The 15,855-nt window shown below is 39.9% G+C and carries 23 protein-coding genes; 21 read left to right on the forward strand and 2 right to left on the reverse strand.

The annotated features are described in order from the left end of the window. Positions 1 to 21 precede the first annotated feature (21 nt). The 19 genes from rplO (at position 22) to EEJ45_RS14525 (ending at position 13,124) form a co-directional block, all read left to right on the forward strand. Complete coding sequence (gene rplO, locus EEJ45_RS14435) at positions 22 to 462, forward strand: 50S ribosomal protein L15 (RefSeq protein ID WP_124565519.1); 441 nt, start codon at positions 22 to 24, stop codon at positions 460 to 462. After that, positions 462 to 1,760, forward strand: a complete 1,299-nt coding sequence (gene secY, locus EEJ45_RS14440) for a preprotein translocase subunit SecY (protein ID WP_124565520.1) — start codon at positions 462 to 464, stop codon at positions 1,758 to 1,760. The genes rplO and secY overlap by 1 nt, the downstream gene beginning before the upstream one ends. Positions 1,761 to 1,811: 51 nt before the next feature. Further along, positions 1,812 to 2,462, forward strand: a complete 651-nt coding sequence (locus EEJ45_RS14445; protein ID WP_124565521.1) for an adenylate kinase — start codon at positions 1,812 to 1,814, stop codon at positions 2,460 to 2,462. Beyond that, positions 2,462 to 3,208 (forward strand): type I methionyl aminopeptidase, encoded by a 747-nt coding sequence (gene map / locus EEJ45_RS14450; protein WP_124565522.1) that lies wholly within the window; start codon positions 2,462 to 2,464, stop codon positions 3,206 to 3,208. Before EEJ45_RS14445 ends, map begins: the two co-directional genes overlap by 1 nt. A gap of 60 nt (positions 3,209 to 3,268) precedes the next feature. Further along, positions 3,269 to 3,487 (forward strand): translation initiation factor IF-1, encoded by a 219-nt coding sequence (gene infA, locus EEJ45_RS14455; protein ID WP_028400878.1) that lies wholly within the window; start codon positions 3,269 to 3,271, stop codon positions 3,485 to 3,487. A 35-nt stretch (positions 3,488 to 3,522) separates the two neighbouring features. After that, complete coding sequence (gene rpmJ, locus EEJ45_RS14460; protein WP_000868344.1) at positions 3,523 to 3,636, forward strand: 50S ribosomal protein L36; 114 nt, start codon at positions 3,523 to 3,525, stop codon at positions 3,634 to 3,636. A 20-nt stretch (positions 3,637 to 3,656) separates the two neighbouring features. Next, entirely contained in the window at positions 3,657 to 4,022 is a 366-nt protein-coding gene (gene rpsM / locus EEJ45_RS14465) for a 30S ribosomal protein S13 (RefSeq protein ID WP_124565523.1), read from the forward strand. Between the two features lie 24 nt (positions 4,023 to 4,046). Next, positions 4,047 to 4,436, forward strand: a complete 390-nt coding sequence (rpsK, locus tag EEJ45_RS14470) for a 30S ribosomal protein S11 (RefSeq protein ID WP_124565524.1) — start codon at positions 4,047 to 4,049, stop codon at positions 4,434 to 4,436. A 169-nt stretch (positions 4,437 to 4,605) separates the two neighbouring features. After that, positions 4,606 to 5,550: a DNA-directed RNA polymerase subunit alpha gene (locus EEJ45_RS14475; protein ID WP_124565525.1), complete on the forward strand. Its 945-nt coding sequence runs from the start codon at positions 4,606 to 4,608 to the stop codon at positions 5,548 to 5,550. Positions 5,551 to 5,594: 44 nt separating this feature from the next. After that, positions 5,595 to 5,957, forward strand: a complete 363-nt coding sequence (rplQ, locus tag EEJ45_RS14480; protein WP_124565526.1) for a 50S ribosomal protein L17 — start codon at positions 5,595 to 5,597, stop codon at positions 5,955 to 5,957. Positions 5,958 to 6,073: 116 nt separating this feature from the next. Continuing rightward, the gene (locus EEJ45_RS14485) at positions 6,074 to 6,916 is read left to right on the forward strand and encodes an energy-coupling factor ABC transporter ATP-binding protein (protein WP_124565527.1); all 843 of its coding nucleotides are present in this window, start codon (positions 6,074 to 6,076) and stop codon (positions 6,914 to 6,916) included. Beyond that, on the forward strand, positions 6,892 to 7,758 hold the full coding sequence (locus EEJ45_RS14490) for an energy-coupling factor ABC transporter ATP-binding protein (protein ID WP_124565528.1): 867 nt from the start codon (positions 6,892 to 6,894) through the stop codon (positions 7,756 to 7,758). Before EEJ45_RS14485 ends, EEJ45_RS14490 begins: the two co-directional genes overlap by 25 nt. Further along, positions 7,759 to 8,553: an energy-coupling factor transporter transmembrane component T family protein gene (locus EEJ45_RS14495; RefSeq protein ID WP_124565529.1), complete on the forward strand. Its 795-nt coding sequence runs from the start codon at positions 7,759 to 7,761 to the stop codon at positions 8,551 to 8,553. Positions 8,554 to 8,558: 5 nt separating this feature from the next. Further along, on the forward strand, positions 8,559 to 9,299 hold the full coding sequence (gene truA / locus EEJ45_RS14500; protein ID WP_124565530.1) for a tRNA pseudouridine(38-40) synthase TruA: 741 nt from the start codon (positions 8,559 to 8,561) through the stop codon (positions 9,297 to 9,299). Positions 9,300 to 9,453: 154 nt separating this feature from the next. Beyond that, positions 9,454 to 9,891: a 50S ribosomal protein L13 gene (gene rplM / locus EEJ45_RS14505; RefSeq protein ID WP_124565531.1), complete on the forward strand. Its 438-nt coding sequence runs from the start codon at positions 9,454 to 9,456 to the stop codon at positions 9,889 to 9,891. 20 nt (positions 9,892 to 9,911) lie between these two features. Beyond that, complete coding sequence (gene rpsI / locus EEJ45_RS14510) at positions 9,912 to 10,304, forward strand: 30S ribosomal protein S9 (RefSeq protein ID WP_124565532.1); 393 nt, start codon at positions 9,912 to 9,914, stop codon at positions 10,302 to 10,304. Between the two features lie 431 nt (positions 10,305 to 10,735). After that, entirely contained in the window at positions 10,736 to 11,176 is a 441-nt protein-coding gene (locus tag EEJ45_RS14515; protein WP_124565533.1) for a DUF2521 family protein, read from the forward strand. Positions 11,177 to 11,238: 62 nt separating this feature from the next. After that, positions 11,239 to 11,952 (forward strand): N-acetylmuramoyl-L-alanine amidase CwlD, encoded by a 714-nt coding sequence (gene cwlD, locus EEJ45_RS14520; RefSeq protein ID WP_124565534.1) that lies wholly within the window; start codon positions 11,239 to 11,241, stop codon positions 11,950 to 11,952. Between the two features lie 113 nt (positions 11,953 to 12,065). Continuing rightward, complete coding sequence (locus EEJ45_RS14525; RefSeq protein WP_124565535.1) at positions 12,066 to 13,124, forward strand: Mrp/NBP35 family ATP-binding protein; 1,059 nt, start codon at positions 12,066 to 12,068, stop codon at positions 13,122 to 13,124. 22 nt (positions 13,125 to 13,146) lie between these two features. Here the strand turns inward: EEJ45_RS14525 and gerD are convergent, their stop codons facing one another. Next, the gene (gene gerD, locus EEJ45_RS14530; protein ID WP_124565536.1) at positions 13,147 to 13,764 is read right to left on the reverse strand and encodes a spore germination lipoprotein GerD; all 618 of its coding nucleotides are present in this window, start codon (positions 13,762 to 13,764) and stop codon (positions 13,147 to 13,149) included. A gap of 129 nt (positions 13,765 to 13,893) precedes the next feature. Here gerD and EEJ45_RS14535 point away from each other — a divergent pair, with 129 nt between their 5' ends. Beyond that, entirely contained in the window at positions 13,894 to 14,496 is a 603-nt protein-coding gene (locus EEJ45_RS14535) for a KinB-signaling pathway activation protein (RefSeq protein WP_124565537.1), read from the forward strand. 6 nt (positions 14,497 to 14,502) lie between these two features. Here the strand turns inward: EEJ45_RS14535 and pdaB are convergent, their stop codons facing one another. Beyond that, positions 14,503 to 15,264 (reverse strand): polysaccharide deacetylase family sporulation protein PdaB, encoded by a 762-nt coding sequence (pdaB, locus tag EEJ45_RS14540; RefSeq protein ID WP_124565538.1) that lies wholly within the window; start codon positions 15,262 to 15,264, stop codon positions 14,503 to 14,505. A gap of 128 nt (positions 15,265 to 15,392) precedes the next feature. Here pdaB and EEJ45_RS14545 point away from each other — a divergent pair, with 128 nt between their 5' ends. Beyond that, positions 15,393 to 15,611, forward strand: a complete 219-nt coding sequence (locus EEJ45_RS14545; RefSeq protein ID WP_124565539.1) for a hypothetical protein — start codon at positions 15,393 to 15,395, stop codon at positions 15,609 to 15,611. Positions 15,612 to 15,855: the final 244 nt, after the last annotated feature.

The raw sequence follows: 15,855 nt of genomic DNA on the forward strand, positions 1-15,855 counted from the left end.
ACAATAAGGAGGTGCCTCGGAATGAAACTTCATGAATTAAAGCCTGCTGAAGGTTCTCGTAAAGTTCGCAACCGTGTTGGACGTGGTATCGGTTCTGGTAACGGTAAAACTGCTGGTAAAGGTCATAAAGGACAAAACGCTCGTTCTGGCGGCGGTGTTCGCCTTGGTTTTGAGGGTGGCCAAACTCCACTTTACCGTCGTTTACCAAAACGCGGTTTCACAAACATCAACCGTAAAGAATTTGCTATCGTTAACCTAACAGCATTAAATCGCTTTGAAGATGGTACAGAAGTAACACCAGAATTATTACTTGAAACTGGCGTAATCAGCAAAGTAAACAACGGTGTGAAAATTCTTGCTAACGGCAAGTTAGAGAAGAAGCTTACTGTAAAAGCACATAAGTTTTCTTCAACTGCTACTGCGGCTATTGAAGCAGCTGGCGGCAAAACTGAGGTGATTTAATGTTTCGCACAATCTCCAACTTTATGCGCGTTGCTGAGATAAGAAATAAAATCTTTTTCACCTTTGCGATGTTGATCGTGTTTCGTATCGGTACATTTATTCCGGTACCGCACGTCAACGGTGATGTTCTAAAAGCACAAGACTCGTTGAGTGCTTTAGGTATTCTCAACACGTTTGGTGGAGGTGCCTTACAAAACTTCTCAATCTTCGCAATGGGGATTATGCCTTACATTACAGCATCCATCATTGTACAGCTATTACAGATGGATGTTGTTCCTAAGTTTACAGAATGGTCAAAGCAAGGGGAAGCCGGGCGTCGTAAGTTAGCGCAATTTACACGTTACTTTACAATTGCTCTTGGTTTTATCCAAGCGATTGGGATGTCAATTGGATTCAACAATTTGGCTGGTGGTCAGCTAATTATTGATCCAGGCTGGACGACTTATTTATACATTGCTACTGTTCTGACTGCCGGGACAGCATTTTTAATGTGGCTTGGTGAGCAGATTACTGCAAAAGGGGTAGGAAACGGTATTTCTATCATCATCTTTGCAGGTATTACAGCAGCGATTCCGAATGTTATAAATCAAGTTTATGTACAGCAGTTCCAAGATGCAGGGGATGATTTATTCATTCGTCTTGTAAAAGTAGGATTGGTTTTGCTTGCTTTATTGGCGGTTATTGTAGGTGTTATCTACATCCAACAAGCGACTCGTAAGATTCCAATTCAGTATGCAAAACGTTCTACAGGAAACAACGGTTTTGCTGGTGCGCAAAACACGCATTTACCTTTAAAAGTAAATAGTGCAGGTGTAATTCCAGTCATTTTCGCTGTTTCTTTCCTGATTACGCCACCGACAATTGCTCAGTTTTTCCCGAAAAGCGATGTTTCGCAATGGATTATAAATAACTTTAACTACAATCATCCAGTAGGAATGATCGTATATGTTGCTTTAATCGTTGCCTTCACGTATTTCTATGCATTTGTTCAGGTTAATCCGGAGCAGATGGCTGAAAATCTGAATAAACAAGGTGGATACGTTCCTGGTATTCGTCCGGGTAAGAATACAGAACAATATTTAACAAAGGTCTTATACCGTTTAACGTTCGTAGGTGCAATTTTCCTAGCGGCAATTGCAATTCTGCCTGTGTTATTCATTAAAATAGCTGATCTTCCAGCTTCTGCCCAAATTGGTGGAATGAGCTTACTGATTGTAATCGGGGTTGCTTTAGAAACAATGAAGCAGCTAGAGAGCCAGTTAGTGAAACGCCATTATAAAGGCTTTATCAAACAATGAGCCGGGAAGAGTAATCTTCCCTAAAGGCTTATCCTTAGGGGGAACTCAAAGATGAATCTAATTTTAATGGGACTTCCGGGAGCAGGAAAGGGTACACAAGCCGAGCAAATCGTTGCTGAGTACAACATTCCTCATATCTCGACAGGCGATATGTTTCGTGCTGCTATAAAAGAAGGAACGGAACTTGGCCTACAAGCAAAATCTTTCATGGATAAAGGTGAGCTCGTTCCGGATGAAGTAACAATCGGTATTGTTCGTGAGCGTTTAGCGAAAGACGATTGCTCCAAAGGTTTCTTGCTTGACGGTTTTCCGCGAACTGTTGCGCAGGCTGATGCTTTGGAAGGGATTATGAAAGATCTTGGCAAGAAGATTGATTATGTCCTCAACATTAATGTTGACTCTAGCCTATTGCTAAAACGATTGACGGGCAGACGGATCTGCAAAAGCTGCGGCGCTACGTATCATTTGATATTTAATCCGCCTCAAGTGGAAGGTGTTTGCGACAAATGCGGCGGTGAATTGTATCAACGTTCTGATGACAATGAAGAAACCGTTGCGAATCGCCTTGAAGTAAACATCAAGCAGACGCAACCTTTGCTGGACTTCTATGGTGAGCTTGGTTATGTAAGAAATATCGACGGTGAGCAAGAAATTAGCAAGGTATTTGCAGATATCAATGCGCTTATCGGAGAGTTAGCGTAATGATTATATGTAAAACGCCTCGTGAAATCGAGATCATGCGATATGCCGGCAAAATTGTCGCTCTTACGCATAAAGAGTTAAAAAAGCATATTGTACCTGGGATTACAACGAAAGAGCTTGATTCCATTGCTGAGAAAGTCATCCGAGGGTATGGTGCTACGCCATCATTTAAAGGATATAATGGCTTTCCGGGAAGCATCTGTGCTTCCGTTAATGAAGAACTTGTTCACGGTATTCCAGGAGATCGTAAGCTCAAAGACGGCGATATTATTAGCATTGATATTGGTGCTAAATATAACGGATATCATGGAGATTCTGCATGGACGTATCCGGTCGGCAAGATTTCAGATTCTGTCCAGAAGCTGCTTGATGTCACAGAGAAATCGTTGCACATTGGCTTAGCAGAAGCAAAACCTAATGTAAGGCTTTCAAATATTTCTCATGCGATCCAAGTGTATGCTGAAGGCGAGGGTTTTTCAGTCGTAAGAGAGTATGTAGGACATGGGATTGGGCAAGACTTACATGAAGCTCCCCAAATTCCGCACTACGGACCTCCGGGAAAAGGGCCGAGGTTAAAACCGGGCATGGTACTTTGTATTGAACCGATGATTAACCAAGGACATCGATATGTGAAAACATTGTCCGACAACTGGACAGTAGTGACTGTGGATGGTAAGTGGTGTGCTCACTTTGAACATACAATTGCCATTACGGAAACAGGGTATGAAATTTTGACAACTGAGTAGTTTACTTCTCCGAGATTTCAGAGCAGTCTCAAAGACGATTTGAAGAAGGGAGAACAAGAAATGGCTAAAGATGATGTAATTGAAATTGAAGGTACAGTTATCGAGACATTACCGAATGCTATGTTCAAAGTAGAACTGGAAAACAAGCATGTCGTATTAGCTCATGTTTCTGGTAAAATTCGTATGAACTTCATTCGTATTTTACCTGGAGACAAAGTTACGGTAGAATTATCTCCGTACGATTTAAATCGTGGTCGTATTACGTACCGTTTTAAATGATATAGCACTCCGTAATCTTTAAGGAGGTTAGAGAGATGAAAGTAAGACCATCTGTAAAGCCGATCTGTGAAAAATGTAAAGTTATTCGCAGAAGAGGAAAAGTAATGGTTATCTGTGAAAATCCTAAACATAAGCAAAAACAAGGTTAATTTGAAGGAGGTGTTTTCTAATGGCACGTATTGCAGGTGTAGATATTCCTCGTGACAAACGCGTCGTTATTTCTTTAACATACGTATACGGTATTGGTCGTCCAACAGCGGAGAAGGTTCTTGCTGAAGCTGGCGTTTCTGAAGATACTCGTGTTCGTGATCTAACAGAAGAAGAATTAGGTAAAATCCGTGATATCATTGACAAATTGAAAGTTGAAGGTGACCTTCGTCGTGAAGTATCCCTAAACATCAAGCGTCTAATGGAAATCGGTTCTTATCGTGGTATTCGCCATCGCCGTGGTTTACCAGTTCGTGGTCAAAATACTAAGAACAATGCTCGTACACGTAAAGGTCCTCGTCGTACAGTAGCGAACAAAAAGAAATAATTAAGTAAAGGAGGTTGAACATCAATGGCACGTAAAACTAACACTCGTAAACGTCGTGTGAAAAAGAACATTGAAGCTGGTATCGCACACATCCGCTCAACATTCAACAACACAATCGTAACAATCACAGACGTTCATGGTAACGCACTTTCTTGGTCTAGTGCTGGTGCACTTGGTTTCAAAGGCTCTCGTAAGTCTACACCATTTGCGGCGCAAATGGCTGCTGAAACAGCTGCAAAGACATCTATGGAGCATGGTTTAAAAACTCTAGAGGTTACTGTTAAAGGTCCTGGTGCAGGTCGTGAAGCTGCAATCCGTGCGCTTCAAGCTGCAGGTCTAGAAGTAACAGCGATCCGCGATGTTACGCCAGTACCTCATAACGGATGCCGTCCGCCAAAACGTCGTCGTGTGTAATTCTTCTGTATAAATTTCTTACTCTTGTCTATAATGGGATATAGACTGAAAATATTTAACAGAAGCATCGCTTGTTGTGCACAATCGGGAACTGCCTAAGGGGGACTTTCGGTTAGACAATACTACTTGTCTAGCCGGGGTTTCGACGTTTTGAAGGAGGGTTTAATACATGATCGAGATTGAAAAACCGAAAATCGAAACGGTTGAACTTAACGAAGGCGCTAAATACGGTAAATTCGTTATTGAACCACTTGAGCGTGGATATGGTACTACTTTGGGTAACTCCTTACGTCGTATTTTGTTATCTTCACTCCCTGGTGCCGCTGTTACGTCAATCCAAATTGATGGTGTACTTCATGAGTTTTCAACAATTGAGGGTGTTGTAGAAGATGTTACAACAATTATCTTAAACATCAAGAAATTGGCGCTTAAGATTTACTCTGAAGAGGAGAAAACGCTTGAAATTGATGTGCAGGGTGAAGGTGTTGTCACAGCTGCCGATATTACTCATGATAGCGATGTCGAAATCTTAAATCCGGATTTACACATTGCAACGTTAGCAAAGGATGCGCATTTACGCATGCGTTTAACTGCAAAGCGTGGTCGTGGGTATACGCCAGCTGATGCAAACAAAAGAGAAGATCAACCAATAGGCGTAATTCCTATTGATTCCATTTTCACTCCAGTGTCACGTGTAACGTACCAAGTGGAAAATACACGTGTAGGGCAAGTAACGAACTTTGACAAATTGACGCTAGATGTATGGACGGATGGAAGCATCGGGCCGAAAGAAGCAATTTCGTTAGGAGCTAAGATTTTAACCGAGCATTTAAATATCTTTGTTGGTTTAACTAACGAAGCGCAAAATGCGGAGATTATGGTAGAAAAAGAAGAAGATCAAAAAGAAAAAGTTTTAGAAATGACAATTGAAGAACTGGATCTTTCTGTTCGTTCTTATAACTGCTTAAAGCGAGCTGGTATCAATACGGTACAAGAGCTTGCTAACAAAACAGAAGAAGATATGATGAAAGTTCGTAACTTAGGACGTAAATCCTTAGAGGAAGTAAAGCACAAGCTTGAAGAGCTAGGCTTAGGCTTACGTAAGGACGACTAAGGTTTCTTTGTTTTGTTAACAATCAACGAAGGAGGGAACTACGAATGGCATACAGAAAATTAGGCCGTACAAGCGCGCAACGTAAAGCTATGTTACGTGACTTGACTACTGACTTAATCATCAACGAGCGCATCGAAACGACTGAAACTCGTGCGAAAGAGCTTCGTTCCGTAGTAGAAAAAATGATTACTCTAGGTAAACGCGGAGATCTTCACGCTCGCCGTCAAGCAGCTTCTTACGTTCGTAACGAAGTAGCAAACGCTGAGACGAAGCAAGATGCGTTGCAAAAATTATTTGCAGACATCGCTCCTCGCTACGCAGACCGCCAAGGTGGATACACTCGTATCGCTAAAGTTGGTCCTCGTCGCGGTGACGGTGCTCCAATGGTTATCATCGAATTAGTATAACCGCAGTAAAAGGGCAGGACAGTGCTTTTTAAGTAACTGGTCGTGGCCCTTTTTTTGTATGCATTGATAGGGAATATTCGTATTTCTTAGGAAATAATACGAGAAGGTGTCGATAAATGAAGGAAGAGAAGCTTCGTATAGAGCATTTGTCGTTTCAATATCCTCATGCAAAAGAGGCTGCTTTAAAAGATATATCATTTTCTGTTTATCAAGGAGAATGGCTGTCTATCATCGGCCAAAACGGTTCAGGTAAGTCTACGCTAGCTAAAATTCTAAATGGGTTACTGCTTCCCAATGAAGGCGTTATTCTAGTAAATGGGGAAATTATTTTATCAGAAGAAACGATATGGGATGTACGTGAGCATATTGGGATGGTCTTTCAAAATCCGGATAATCAATTTGTCGGGACAACAGTACAAGATGATGTAGTGTTTGGAATGGAAAATAGAGGTGTGCCGCGTAATGAAATGATAGAAAGATTACAGTATGCCCTTTCTTTGGTCGGTATGGAGGAATTTGCTGAACAGGAGCCTCACACCTTATCAGGCGGACAAAAACAGCGTGTAGCGATTGCAAGTGTGTTAGCGCTCCGACCTTCCATTTTGATTTTGGATGAAGCGACCTCTATGTTAGATCCTATGGGAAGAAAAGAAGTAATGGAAACGGTACAGCAGCTGGTGCAAGCAAATCATATGACTGTCATTTCAATTACCCATGATTTAGAAGAAGCAGCGCAATCAGATCGTATCGTTGTGCTTGACCGAGGGAATATAGTAAAAGAAGGCACGCCTGAATATGTATTTACGTTTACAGAGGAGCTTCGCTCTATGGGACTCAACGTTCCTTTTTCAGTAAGATTGACAGAAATGTTAAAAGAGCGAATGTTACCGGTAAACAAGATGCATCTTACCGCGGAAAGTTTGGTGAACGAGCTTTGGACATTATATTTAAAAAAGTAGAACATCGATATCAAAAGAATACACCGTTTGAACGGTTAGCTATATATGATATAGACCTTTCTTTTTTAGAAGGCGGCTATTACGCTATTATTGGTCATACAGGCTCAGGTAAATCTACAGTTATTCAGCATTTAAATGCGCTTTTAAAGCCAACAGCGGGGAAAGTAGAGCTGGGAGATATTGTTGTGGCTGCTGATAAAAAGCAGAAAAAGCTAAAAGGTATTCGCAAGAAGGTCGGCATTGTATTTCAATATCCGGAGCATCAGTTGTTTGAAGAAACTGTAGAAAAGGATATTTGTTTTGGACCTTTAAATTTTGGTGTTTCTAGTGAGGAAGCAAAGAAAAAGGCTGCATTTGCTCTTGAAATGGTAGGGCTACCGATAGAGTTCCTGCAGAAATCCCCATTCGAACTAAGTGGTGGACAAATGCGCCGTGTTGCTATAGCGGGAGTATTGGCTATGGAACCTGAAGTTCTCGTCTTAGATGAACCGACTGCGGGGCTTGATCCGAGAGGTCAGGAAGAACTCATGGCTATGTTCTATAAACTCCATAAACAAAGAGGGATAACGGTTATACTAGTTACACATAACATGGAAGATGCGGCACAATATGCCCAAGAAGTCGTGGTTATGCATAAGGGTACGGTCTTTCTACGTGGTAAACCAGAAGAAGTTTTCTCCAATGCGACTTTATTAGAAGAGATTGGTCTGTCTGTGCCCCTTTCTGTAAAGTGTAAGCAGCTTCTTGAACAAAGAATGAATATTACGCTCGATACCAATGCATTAACAATAGAGGCTTTAGCAGAAGAAATAACTTCTTTGTTTAAGAAGGGTGGAATGTAGATGCAGCAGCTTATTATTGGTAAATATATTCCTAGTCATTCTATTATCCATCGTTTAGACCCTCGGACTAAGCTGTTGTTTGCTTTCCTATATGTATTTGTAGTCTTTTTAGCAAACGATGCAATATCGTACACAGTACTATTGCTATACACATCTATTCCCTTATTTTTATCACGCGTGCCTATTAAATATATCGTTTCGGGCTTAAAACCGGTATTATGGTTATTTTTATTTACATTTCTTCTTCACGTTTTAACAACGAAAGAAGGTAATGTATTGTTTCAAGTTGGGTGGTTTGCAGTCTATGAAAAAGGCTTACAACAAGGAATTTATATATCCTTGCGCTTTTTGCTGCTAATTATCATAACAACTATGCTAACACTAACCACTACACCTATTGAAATTACAGATGGGTTGGAGACATTACTCTCACCATTTAAACGGATTGGTATGCCTGTGCATGAAATTGCATTAATGATGTCCATTTCGTTACGTTTCATTCCGACACTTATGGAGGAAACAGAAAAGATTATGAAAGCACAATCTTCACGTGGAACAGATTTTACAGGCGGGCCCCTAAAAGAGAGACTGCGAGCTGTAATTGCCTTGCTCGTCCCTCTATTTATTAGTGCTTTTAAACGTGCTGAAGACCTTGCCATTGCGATGGAAGCAAGAGGCTATAGGGGCGGAGAAGGGCGAACCAAATTTCGTCAGTTACAATGGGGATATAAGGATAATTTAGCATTGCTAAGTTTAGTAGTAATAGCGTTAGTCCTTATTCTTTTACGTTGGTGATATACATGGAAAGAATAAAGTGTACCATTTCATATGATGGAACAAATTTTAGTGGCTATCAAATGCAGCAAAAAGACAGGACGGTTCAATTTGAGATAGAACGAGCGCTTCGCAAAATTCATAAAGATGACATTCGTACGCATGCCTCAGGTCGAACAGATGCTAGAGTGCATGCGTACGGACAAGTTTTTCATTTTGATTCCCCCCTTGCTATTCCTGCTTTAGGCTGGGTTGCTGCTTTAAATTCAGCATTACCTGAGGATATTGCGGTAAGAAGGGTGGAAAAGGTTCATTCGCATTTTCATGCGCGCTATGATGTCGTGAGTAAGGAATACCGTTATAAGGTGTTGCTAAATGGAAGGGATAATGTATTTGCACGCAATTATATGTATCGTTATCCGTATCGCATTGATGTAAGTACAATGGAAGCTGCGGCAAAGCACTTTTTAGGCACACATGATTTCACTTCATTTTGCTCTGCGAAATCAGATAAAGAAAACAAAGTGCGCACCATTCATGAAATTGAAATACAGCAAAATGGCGATGAACTTCTATTTCGATTTGTAGGTAATGGTTTCTTGTATAATATGGTCCGTATTATGGTAGGGACATTGCTTGATGTTGGGCAAGGAAGGCGTGCTCCTGCAGATATACCAGCCATTCTGGAAAAGCGCGACCGTCGCTATGCTAGTAAAACAGCACCGGGACACGGGCTATATTTATGGCAGGTAAACTATAACAACTAATCCTGGTGTAACATTTGCTTGACATTGGTTTCGCAAAGATATATCATAACATATGGTATTGTTTCTAAAACCACGATTAGCCCCGGAAATTAATCGTGTTTAAGATAAACAATGAATTGATCTTGAGAACAAAACATGTAGGAGGGAAATAAACATGCGTACGACTTTCATGGCAAAAGCTAACGAAGTTGAGCGTAAATGGTATGTGATCGATGCTGAAGGTCAAACTTTAGGTCGTCTTGCAAGCGAAGTAGCTGCTATTTTACGCGGTAAAAACAAACCAACTTTTACACCACACGTTGATACTGGTGATCATGTAATCATCATCAACGCTGAAAAGGTTCACCTAACAGGTAATAAATTGAACGATAAAATTTACTATCGTCACACTATGCACCCAGGCGGTTTGAAACAAAGAACTGCATTGGAAATGCGTACAAACTACCCAGTACAAATGATCGAGCTTGCTGTTAAAGGTATGCTTCCAAAGAACCGTTTGGGTCGTCAAATGGTTAAGAAATTAAACGTGTATGCTGGTTCTGAGCATCCACACCAAGCACAAAAACCAGAAGTTTACGAACTTCGCGGATAATTTACTAAGGAGGGTTTAATTTGGCACAGGTACAATACTATGGTACTGGACGTCGTAAGAGTTCAGTAGCGCGCGTACGTCTCGTTCCAGGTGAAGGACGCGTTATCATCAACGGTCGTGAATTCGAAAACTATATCCCATTCGCTGCATTGCGTGAAGTAGTTAAACAACCTCTAGTTGCAACTGAAACTTTAGGTAACTACGATGTTCTTGTAAATGTAAGCGGCGGCGGTTTCACTGGTCAAGCTGGTGCAATCCGTCACGGTATCGCAAGAGCATTGCTAAAAGCTGATCCTGAGTACCGCTTAACTCTTAAGCGTGCAGGATTGTTGACTCGTGACGCACGTATGAAAGAGCGTAAGAAATACGGTCTTAAAGGTGCTCGTCGTGCACCTCAGTTCTCAAAACGTTAATTTTTACGTTTTCAAACTCCAAGCAAATTTGCTTGGAGTTTTTTATATGCTAAAAACAGTAAAGGTTCTTACCGATAACAGTAATAATTAATGTAATTCCTTTGGTCTGATTTCTATCCTGTTCAGACCGTTATGAAACAGAGGCAAAAATGTAGGCTCTTTTCTCAAAAATTGTTGTTTTTAGATAGGTTTCTTTGTTTCAGGTTGGTTGGAGTGGAAGGTGAGAGATTCCCGCGGAAAGTGAGCAACCTAGAGCAGAAATAAACCACTCCCCACGATTTGTTACATAGAAGCAAAGTTTGCGAAAACAGTCAAAATGCAAAAGGAAATGTTTTATTGTTTCTTAATATTATACGTCTCTTTTCTTTGGAATATTTTTAGCCGCATGTTCCGTTTCGAGTCGTTTAGACTACGAAGTAGGGAGGTGTTGTATGACAATTGTTACTACCCTAACAGAAAAGAGAAGAGAGAAGCAATTGAAATATGAGAAGCGGCTGCTACGGGAACTATCCTTACAAACATTGCGCAGCGGCATACACAATTCATTTATTCAATACATGAGTGCACCGCGCTTTGCGCGTCATTTAGAGGACTATTGTTTAGAGCTTGCGGTGGAATCATATTTGTTGGGAGCTCGTTATAGTAAATTTGGCTATTATGGCGAGTCTTTACTGAATGTGAAAATTCGCTCTCATTATGAGGAAAGTCATTTGGCGGAAACGTTATTCCAGTTTTTATGCAGCATTCCAGCTAGTGAGTTTATAGAGGAGTGCCATCAATCTCTATATGATACATGCCACGAATTTATCTCTTGTTGGTGGACAGAAGGCTATACAAAAGGTGAAAGAAGATATCGATTGAGATTGCGCTAACGATTCATATTCCTCTCTCTTGTCCCATATAAGTAAGTAGAGGACGAGCAGGAGGGAGAGGTATGAAGAAAATTAAGGCATTTTCATTTCTAACGGCGGCGGTGATTTTATTTTTTCTGGTACAGCATGAATTTGAAATTACAAAATCATGGAGGTCCTGGAATCTGCCTCTAGCAGGTAAAATTATCGTATTAGATGCCGGTCATGGTGGTCCAGATGGTGGGGCCGTAGGCGGAGAAGACATTGTTGAGAAAGAAATTACCCTGGAGATTTCCAAGAAGATTCGTGATTATTTACAAGAACAAGGAGCGCTAGTTATTTTAACAAGAGATGAAGATGAGGACTTGGCATCTAAGAATACAAAGGGGTACAGTCGGCGGAAGGCTGAGGATTTAAAACAACGGGTAAAGCTTATTAACCATTCCGGTGCTGATTTATTTGTCAGTATACATTTAAATGCCATACCGATCAGCAGTTCTAAAGGTGCACAGACATTTTATTATCGTTCGTTAGTTGAGAATGAAAGAGCGGCTAAGTATATACAAGCTGAGCTAAGAACGAGCTTGGAGAATACACATAGGCAAGCAAAGACGATTAATCGTGTATACTTATTAAAACATACGGAAGTACCTGGTGTGCTTGTGGAAGCCGGATTTCTATCTAATGTAAATGAGCGGTATTTATTGAATTCAGAGAAATATCAACAAAAGGTTTCGGCAGCGGTATATCGCGGTATATTACGCTATTTTACAGAAAAGGGAAACCCTCCTGAATAAGGTGGGTTTTCTTATATTTATATGAGGAGAATGCATAACCGTTTGTCCTAGGATACAGCATAGGATATAATGTATGAAAGCGTATTTATTTCCAATAGGTGATGGGGGCTATCATGATGACAAAGGAAACGATTGTACAAGCATTAGAACAACTGCAAGATCCGTTTTTACATAAAAGCCTAAAGGAAACGGGTGGGATTAAAGAAGTAACGGTAAAGCCGGAGAAAAATCATGTAAGTGTTAAGTTAGCCATTGCTAAAACAGGTACAGCAGAACAAATGCAGTTACAAACTGCCGTTGTAAAGCTAATCAAGGAGCTGGGCGCACAAACAGTTGGCATTCGCTTTGCTGAAATGGATGCAGAAGAGCTAAAGGCTTTTGAAATTAATGAAACGAAGCCGGATAACCTACTGTCTCCAAACTCGCAAACGGTATTTTTAGCTGTGGCAAGCGGTAAGGGCGGAGTCGGAAAATCTACAGTATCAGTTAACTTGGCTGTTGCTCTAGCGAGATTAGGGAAAAAGGTTGGTATTGTTGACGCAGATATTTATGGGTTTAGTGTACCTGACATGATGGGAATTACCAAACGGCCTGTTGTGAGAGGGGACAAAATTATTCCTGTAGAACGACTGGGTGTAAAAGTAATTTCTATGGGGTTCTTTGTAGAAGATAATGCACCGGTTATTTGGAGAGGGCCGATGCTAGGGAAAATGCTCAATAATTTCTTTACAGAGGTAGAATGGGGTGAACTAGATTATTTGGTGCTTGATTTACCACCAGGTACAGGTGATGTTGCGCTAGATGTACATGCTATGCTTCCGGCATGTAAAGAGGTGATTGTTACAACACCTCATCCTACGGCTTCCTTTGTAGCAGCTCGTGCAGGTGCAATGGCACTTCGTACTGAGCATGAGATTATAGGCGTTATTGAAAACATGTCTTACTTTGAGAGTAAAATCACAGGCGAGAAAGAATATGTTTTTGGGCAAGGTGGCGGACAAAAGCTTGCAGAAGAGCTGCGCACAAAAGTCTTAGGACAAATTCCTCTGCAACAACCGGATTGGGACAAAGAAGACTTTGCGCCGTCTGTATATGAGGCTGATCATCAAATAGGTAAAATTTATAATGATATTGCAAAGCAAATCGCTGAATTAACGATATATGCAAAATAAATAAAACCTCCATTTGGAGGTTTTATTTTTGTTCTTGCTGGTTTTGAGAGTTACCTTCTCCGTTAGAGGTCTTTGAACTACCTGTACTTTCTTCCCCACTCTTTTCAGCTTTTTTGATAGCTTTACTAATAACATCAATCATTTTTGCTTGAAACAAAGGACTTTCTGTTGTTTCAGTTATAACTTGCTGTACGTGTTTTCTATATTCTTTACTTTTCATGACTTCCATCATTTGTTTTTCTATTTCAGGATTTTTCATAATATCAATCACCCCAGCTTGATACTCGGGATCTTTTAATAAGGTTTTCATCAGTTTTGCTTGTTCTTTTTCCATGCTTTTTGCGAATGCGGCGACAAATTGAGGATCTGTAAAGGCTTTTTCCCAAAATTGTTGCCCTTTTTCAGACATCATTACATCTTCTATCGTTTTTTTAACAACAGCCTCATCTAAAACCATGGTTTGCTTAATTTTCTCATCGGCTAGCACTTGTTCAATCGCTTTTTTTCCGGAGTCAGTCTTTAAGATATCAACAACCATTTTCTTCGTTTGATCATAATCCGGTTGTGACTCCGCTTGCTTTGGTTGAGCGCAGGCAGTTGTTAAAAGAAGAAAGCACAATAATAACGGAATCCGTTTCATTAGCCGGAGCCCCTTTCACTACTTTTTCTTTTTTAATATGAATCCTACGTTGAAATTTATACATGGTCACGTTGGTCTTTTTGTATTACAATTTAAATAGAACTATGTAGAATAATGGGGGATTATGTAGTGAATAGCCGAAAGTGGGTACGTTTGTTTATTTCAACATTGATGCTTGGCGGACTGAGTACCATTTTAATCGGGTTTATTTTAAGATGGGAGCAATACGCGAATTTATTTCAGAATTTTGATGCAAAAGAAATTTTTTCGGTAGCATTTTGGTTACTTGGTGTGGGATTTATTTTTAGTGTTATTAGTCAGATGGGCTTTTTTGCATATTTAACTATTCACAGATTTGGTCTAGGGATATGCCGTTCTGCCTCTCTTTGGAATGGTGTGCAGTTGGTTTTAATTCTGTTTGTTATCGTAGACTTTGTATACTTACGATCTGTTTTATTTGCTAATCAAGGTGTATCTATAGGAAACAGCTTACTAATAGGTGCTGCGTTATTAGGAGTAGCAGCTTTTGTGGCCTATATAAAGAGTAAAGAGACAAACAAACAAGCTTTTGTTCCTACACTCTTTTTTATGGTCGTTGTTACTATTATTGAATGGACACCGGCGCTGCGGGTAAATGACAGCGACTGGTTATATCTAATGGTAATACCATTATTATTATGTAATGCATATCAAATACTTATTTTACATCGACTCGTAAAGAAAGAGAGCTGACCTTTGTCAGCTCTCTTTGCTTTTAACATTTGTGTTAGAGATCATCTCTGATACAGAGGCACTTGCATATCCTTGTGCACGAAGGTGCTCAATTAGTAATGGCAATGCTTTATTTGTCTGTAACGCCGAGTCTGATGCATGGAGAAGAATAATATCTCCCGCATGTAAGTCTTCGGTTACTTTCGTTACGATTGTTTTTACGCCTTCATTTTTCCAGTCATCTGAATTATTGCTCCAATGTACAATTGTATATCCAAGAGACTCAGCAGTTTTGAGAATGTCTTTATTAAAGTTGCCACTCGGTGGACGTAATAGTTTCATCTGTTTCAGACCTAGCTTTTGAAATACGTCCTGTGCTTTTAAAATGTCCTGTCTAACTTCAGCAGGCTTTAGAGATGTATAATCCGTGTAATTGTAACCCATACTCCCAATTTCATGACCATCTTTTATAATGCGTTCAACAATCATGGGATGGCGTTCCGCCCACGCAGCAGAAAGAAAGAAGGTTGCATTTTGTATGTTTTGCTGTTTCAGTGTATCTAGTATTGGTATAGCTTTTTCATCTCCCCAGCTTATATCAAAAGTAAGAGCAATCTGTTTTTTTGCGCTGTCACCCTTATAAATGGCTTTCGGACCTGTCGCTGTTGAGAACACGGATTCTTTAGAATAGGTTTGGAGAAATAAAAACCAAGCCGTACATAATGACAATAGAACAATGAGTAATAGTTGTTTAAACTTTCCCTTACTTGTTACAAAGAAGAAAAACATAGATCACAGCTCCCTTGTCCAGTCTTTTTCACTTACATATATGCCGTATATTTTTGAAACATGCTTTTACTATTCATAAAAATAAAGATATAGGAAATAATTAACATATATTGAAGTGGAGGGATTACATGCTGGGATTAATCTTGACTGAGAAAGAAATGAAAGAAATTGAGTACTTATTAAAGAGAGAGATGGATGAAATCTTATTTGACTTTGAGGATGAAAGAATCGATTATGTAGTAAAACGATCAATGGAAGAGAGATATGCCATTTTATTTCAATTGTTTTCTCGAATTACAGCACCAGTAGATAGGGTTCAATATATTAGAAAAAGAATGCATAAATAATTTTTAAAAAGGTGTTGACTGTAAAGTAATAAGTATGGTAAATTTATCTTCGTCGCCGATGAGCGAATGTGAAAAATGAAAAACAAAAAAATGTTTGACATTTAAATTCACAAATGATATATTATGAAAGTCGCTGATGAGCGATACATAGTTCTTTGAAAACTGAACGAAGTACAAAACGTCAACATTTATTTTAGCTAGACAAACACTTTTATGGAGAGTTTGATCCTGGCTCAGGATGAAC

It is taken from the genome of Ectobacillus antri, assembly GCF_003852715.1.
In the GTDB taxonomy this organism is placed as follows: domain Bacteria; phylum Bacillota; class Bacilli; order Bacillales; family Bacillaceae_G; genus Ectobacillus; species Ectobacillus antri.